This is a genomic window from Streptomyces sp. NPDC054932, assembly GCF_053610205.1.
The window spans coordinates 1-5436 of sequence record NZ_JBSGXU010000320.1; the positions used below are offsets into that span (position 1 = coordinate 1).

4 protein-coding genes are annotated in these 5436 nt (G+C 69.5%); all 4 read left to right on the forward strand.

The window, feature by feature from the left end; translation table 11 throughout:
- Positions 1–92: 92 nt before the first annotated feature.
- A complete protein-coding gene (locus ACWGE1_RS39860; protein WP_453425362.1) occupies positions 93–2378 on the forward strand; it encodes an FdhF/YdeP family oxidoreductase in 2286 nt (761 codons plus the stop codon).
- Between the two features lie 54 nt (positions 2379–2432).
- Positions 2433–2930, forward strand: a complete 498-nt coding sequence (locus ACWGE1_RS39865) for a PaaI family thioesterase (RefSeq protein ID WP_453425363.1) — start codon at positions 2433–2435, stop codon at positions 2928–2930.
- Positions 2931–3186: 256 nt separating this feature from the next.
- A complete protein-coding gene (locus ACWGE1_RS39870; RefSeq protein WP_453425364.1) occupies positions 3187–3597 on the forward strand; it encodes a hypothetical protein in 411 nt (136 codons plus the stop codon).
- A 544-nt stretch (positions 3598–4141) separates the two neighbouring features.
- Entirely contained in the window at positions 4142–5377 is a 1236-nt protein-coding gene (locus ACWGE1_RS39875; RefSeq protein ID WP_453425365.1) for a branched-chain amino acid ABC transporter substrate-binding protein, read from the forward strand.
- The last annotated feature ends 59 nt before the right edge of the window (positions 5378–5436 follow it).

Here is a 5436-nt window from a genome sequence, read left to right on the forward strand (position 1 = left end):
GGTCCGCCCTCCCGGCCCCCCGGCGGCCGTGAAAGGATCGGAGGAAGCGGCAATACATGCTGCATCCGTACATACGCTCGAAGGGGAGCGCCATGGCGACCAAGCCGCCCACAGGTGACCCGATACAGGACGCACCGCAGGTCACGCCGCCCAAGCACGCGGCCGCCGGCCTGCCCGCCATCGGCCACACCCTGAAGATCGCGCAGCAGCAGATGGGCCTGGCCCGCACCGCCCGCACGCTGCTCAAGGTCAACCAGAAGGACGGCTTCGACTGCCCCGGCTGCGCCTGGCCCGAGGGCGACAAGCGGCACACCGCCGAATTCTGCGAGAACGGCGCCAAGGCCGTCGCGGAGGAGGCCACGCTGCGCCGGGTCACCCCCGAGTTCTTCGCCGCGCACCCGCTCGCCGACCTGGCCACGCGCTCCGGCTACTGGCTGGGCCAGCAGGGCCGCATCACCCAGCCCGTGCTCCTGGAGACCGGATCCGCACCCGACGGCGGCGACCGCTACGAACCGGTCAGCTGGGAGCGGGCCTTCGCGATCATCGCCGAGGAGCTCACCGCCCTCGACTCCCCCGACGAGGCCCTCTTCTACACCTCGGGCCGCACCAGCAACGAGGCCGCGTTCCTCTTCCAGCTCTTCGCCCGCGAGTTCGGCACCAACAACCTGCCCGACTGCTCCAACATGTGCCACGAGTCCTCGGGCTCCGCGCTGACGGAGACCATCGGCATCGGCAAGGGCAGCGTCTCCCTCGAAGACCTCCACCAGGCCGACCTGATCATCGTCGCCGGACAGAACCCGGGCACCAACCACCCGCGCATGCTCTCCGCCCTGGAGAAGGCCAAGTCCGCCGGCGCGCAGATCATCTCGGTGAACCCGCTGCCCGAGGCCGGGATGGAGCGGTTCAAGAACCCGCAGACCCCGGTCGGCATGCTCAGGGGCACCGCCCTCAACGACCTCTTCCTGCAGATCCGCATCGGCGGCGACCAGGCCCTCTTCCGCCTCCTCAACAAGCTCGTCATCGAGACCGAGGGCGCCACCGACGAGGCCTTCATCCGCGAGCACACCCACGGCTACGAGGAGCTCGCGGCCGCCGCGAAGGAAGCCGACTGGGACGAGACCCTCACCGCGACCGGCCTGACCCGCCCCGAGATCGAGCAGGCGCTGGCCATGGTCCTGGCCTCGAAGCGCACCATCGTCTGCTGGGCCATGGGCCTCACCCAGCACAAGCACGCCGTCGCCACCATCCGCGAGGTCGTCAACCTCCTCCTGCTGCGCGGCAACATCGGCCGCCCCGGCGCCGGCGTCTGCCCCGTCCGCGGCCACTCCAACGTGCAGGGCGACCGCACCATGGGGATCTTCGAGCGTCCCGCGCCCGCGTTCCTCGACGCCCTCGACAAGGAATTCGGCATCACCTCGCCCCGCGGGCACGGCTACGACGTGGTCCGCTCCATCCAGGCGCTGCGCGACGGCAGGGCGAAGGTCCTCTTCGCCATGGGCGGCAACTTCGTCGGCGCCACCCCCGACACCGAGGTCACCGAGGCCGCCATCCGCAAGGCCTCCCTCACCGTCCACGTCTCCACCAAGCTCAACCGCTCCCACGCGGTCACCGGCCGGCGCGCCCTGATCCTGCCCACCCTCGGCCGCACCGACAAGGACGTCCAGGAGAGCGGCAAGCAGTTCGTGACCGTCGAGGACTCCATGGGCATGGTGCACGCCTCCCGCGGCAACCTCGCCCCCGCCGGCCCCCGGCTGCTCTCCGAGCCCGCGATCGTGGCCCGGATGGCCCGCGCGGTCCTCGGCGCGGCCTCCACCACCCCGTGGGAGGAGTTCGAGCGGGACTACGCCACCATCCGCGAGCGGATCTCCCGCGTGATCCCCGGCTTCGAGGACTTCAACGCCAAGGTGGCCCGCCCCGGCGGATTCCAGCTCCCGCACGCCCCGCGCGACGAGCGCCGCTTCCCGACCAAAACCGGCAAGGCCAACTTCACCGCCGCGCCCGTGGAATACCCGCGCGTCCCGGCGGGACGGCTGCTGCTGCAGACCCTGCGCAGCCACGACCAGTACAACACCACGATCTACGGCCTCGACGACCGCTACCGCGGCATCACCGGCGGCCGCCGCGTCGTCATGGTCAACCCCGCCGACGCCGCCGAGCTGGGCCTGGCCGACGGCTCGTACACGGACCTGGTGAGCGAGTGGAAGGACGGCGTGGAGCGGCGCGCGCCCGGCTTCCGCGTCGTGCACTACCCGACCGCACGCGGCTGCGCGGCCGCGTACTACCCGGAGACCAACGTGCTGGTCCCGCTGGACTCGACCGCCGACACCAGCAATACCCCGGCCAGCAAGTCCGTCGTCGTGCGCTTCGAACCGGCCTGATAGAACGACCCCAGGACAAGATGGTTAACGAGCGTTGACGAACGGAGCCTGACCATGGGCGAGCAGCACGCAGTGAAGTTCCCGCAGGAGGTCCTCGACGAGTACGCGGCCCTGGGCATCGACCTCCCCGCCCTGTTCTCCGCGGGAGACCTCGGCGAGCGGATGGACATCCGCATCCTGGAGGCCTCGGCCGACCGCGTCGTCGGCACCATGCCGGTCAAGGGCAACACCCAGCCCTACGGCCTGCTGCACGGCGGCGCCTCCGCCGTACTCGCCGAGACCCTCGGCTCGATCGGCGCCATGATGCACGGCGGCATCAACAAGATCGCCGTCGGCGTGGACCTGAACTGCACCCACCACCGGGGCGCCCGCACCGGCATCGTCACCGGCGTCGCCACCCCCGTGCACCGCGGCCGCTCGACGACCACCTTCGAGATCGTCATCACCGACGAGCAGGACAAGCGGATCTGCACCGCCCGCCTCACCTGCCTGCTGCGCGACGTCGGCGAGGCCGCCGGCGCAGCCTCCGACGGGGCCCCCGCAGGAGCCTGACCCGGCCCCCGCGGACGCCCTGACGCGCCGATCCGGCCATACCGCCGGGCTCCGGCGTCCGGCCACGGGCCGGAGCACAGCAGACGGCCGCCGCCCCGCCCACGGGCCCGGATCCCCGCCCCGCACCCGGCGGCGGATCCGGGCCCGCGTCGTCGTCGGACCGGTCCGCGCCCGCCAACCGCCCGGAATCCGCCAGTCCGCACGCTTCGCGGTGACATCTGTTGTGTCACCGATGGTGACCACCTACCTTCCCCTCATGGGGACCATGCCACGCACGGCCCGGTACGCCGCCCACATCCTCCTCGCGGCGCTCGCCCTGTCCGGATGCACGCCCTCCGCACCACCCTCCGCGGCGGACTCCGGCAGCCCGTCGGCCGAGCCCTCCGCCGCCCCCTCGACGCCCGTACAGGTGTGCACGAGCCTCGTGTCCTACTGGGCGAAGGAGACCCTCCTGGGCACCAAGTGGTCCGGCCTCGACTGGGAGCAGAAGGGCCTGTCGAACGCCCAGTACGCGATCCACGAGGAAGCGGTCGCCGCCGGCCGCGCCGAGGAGCGAACTGCCGGGCGGGACAAGGCACTTGAGCTGATCGACCGGTTCACGGCCCGGCGCTGCGCCGAGACGGACGGCGCGACCGCCAGTTCGGAGAACTGGCGACCCCCGACGTGACCGGGGTCACCGCATTCCCGAGTGCACTGTCCGGCTTCCGGGCAGATCCCCGCGTACGACCGAACCGCAGGTCGGAGGCCGTGCCGACGACCTCGGCAAGATCCATCGCGCCGGGGCGCGCAGGGCGTTTCATTACTCTGAGTAATTTCACATGCCGTACGCAATCCGTCTTTTCCTCTGAGAATCACCACCCGGAGGATTCTTTCGGACACGCACCGCCACATTCGGCTGAATTTGATCTAAGACAGGTGCATGAAGGCCTCAAGCCCCTTAGAGGAACAGGTAATTCTCAGGATGCGGACACCATTCACCGTCATAGAATGTCCGTTTTGTCCACACTCCCGCCACACATTCTTGGCCTTGGCATAACAAGAGCGTCACATCCTCCTTTCCCGCCTCCCGGTGCTCGCCACCTCGGGCCTAGAGTCACGGCCAGTCACCGCGCCTCAGAGCGCGAATCAGCACGGCCGTGGACCTCCCAGTGCGGCCCGGCGACCTAACGGCACCTCTCCACGAGAGAGCCGCGCCAGGGAAAGGAAGAATCGTGCGACACCGTTCTTTGCTCGTCCTCACCACCGTGATCACCACGGGAGCACTGACCCTCACCGCTTGCGGATCGCGCGACGGCGGAGACTCCAAGGACAACGGCGGCGGCAAGAAGACCACCGTCGTCATCGGTGTGGACGCCCCGCTCACGGGCTCGCTCTCCGCGCTCGGCCAGGGCATCAAGAACTCCGTCGACCTCGCGGCCAAGACGGCCAACAAGAACAACGAGGTCCCGGGCATCGAGTTCAAGGTCGAGGCCCTCGACGACCAGGCGGTCCCCGCCTCCGGCCAGGCCAACGCCACCAAGCTCGTCGGCAACAAGGACGTCCTCGGCGTCGTCGGCCCGCTGAACTCCGGCGTCGCCCAGCAGATGCAGGGCGTCTTCGCCTCCGCCAACCTGGCGCAGGTCTCGCCCGCCAACACCAACCCCGCGCTCAGCCAGGGCGACAACTGGGGCAAGGGCGAGTTCAAGCGCGGCTTCAAGACCTACTTCCGCACCGCCGCCACCGACGTCGTGCAGGGCAAGTTCGCCGCCCAGTACCTCTTCAAGGACGCCGGCAAGAAGAAGGTCTTCATCGTCGACGACAAGCAGACCTACGGCGCCGGCCTCGCCGCCATCTTCGCCGACGAGTTCAAGAAGCTCGGCGGCGAGGTCGTCGGTACCGACCACGTCACCGTGAAGGAGACCGACTTCTCCTCCACCGCCGACAAGGTCAAGTCCTCCGGCGCCGACTCCGTCTACTTCGGCGGCCAGTACCCCGAGGGCGGCCTGCTCGCCGACCAGATCAAGAAGACCGGCGCAGTCGTCCCCCTCATGGGCGGCGACGGCATCCAGGACCCGGCCTTCATCAGCGCCTCCGGTGAGGCCAACGAGGGCGACCTCGCCACCTCCATCGGCTACCCGGTCGAGAAGCTGGACACCGCCAAGAAGTTCATCGAGGACTACAAGGCCGAGGGTTACAAGGACCCGTACGCCGCCTACGGTGGCTACTCCTACGACGCCGGCTGGGCCGTCATCCAGGCCGTCAAGGCCGCCGTCGCCGCCAACGGCGGCAAGCTGCCCACCGACGCCCGCGCCAAGGTCGTCGAGGCGCTCGGCAAGGTCTCCTTCGAGGGCGTGACCGGCAAGGTCGCCTTCGACGAGTACGGCGACACCACCAACAAGCAGCTCACGGTCTACAAGGTCGAGGGCGGCAAGTGGGTCGACGTCAAGAGCGACACCTTCAACCAGTAAGCCCGTAGTCCCCAGCACCACCCGTAACACCCGAACCAACGCCGCGCGAGGGCGCAAAC

Excerpts from the sequence above, each read along its gene's own strand:
- ACWGE1_RS39865 (WP_453425363.1), top strand. The coding sequence starts at position 2,433 with ATGGGCGAGCAGCACGCAGTGAAGTTCCCGCAGGAGGTCCTCGACGAG.
- ACWGE1_RS39860 (WP_453425362.1), top strand. The coding sequence starts at position 93 with ATGGCGACCAAGCCGCCCACAGGTGACCCGATACAGGACGCACCGCAG.
- ACWGE1_RS39870 (WP_453425364.1), top strand. The coding sequence starts at position 3,187 with ATGGGGACCATGCCACGCACGGCCCGGTACGCCGCCCACATCCTCCTC.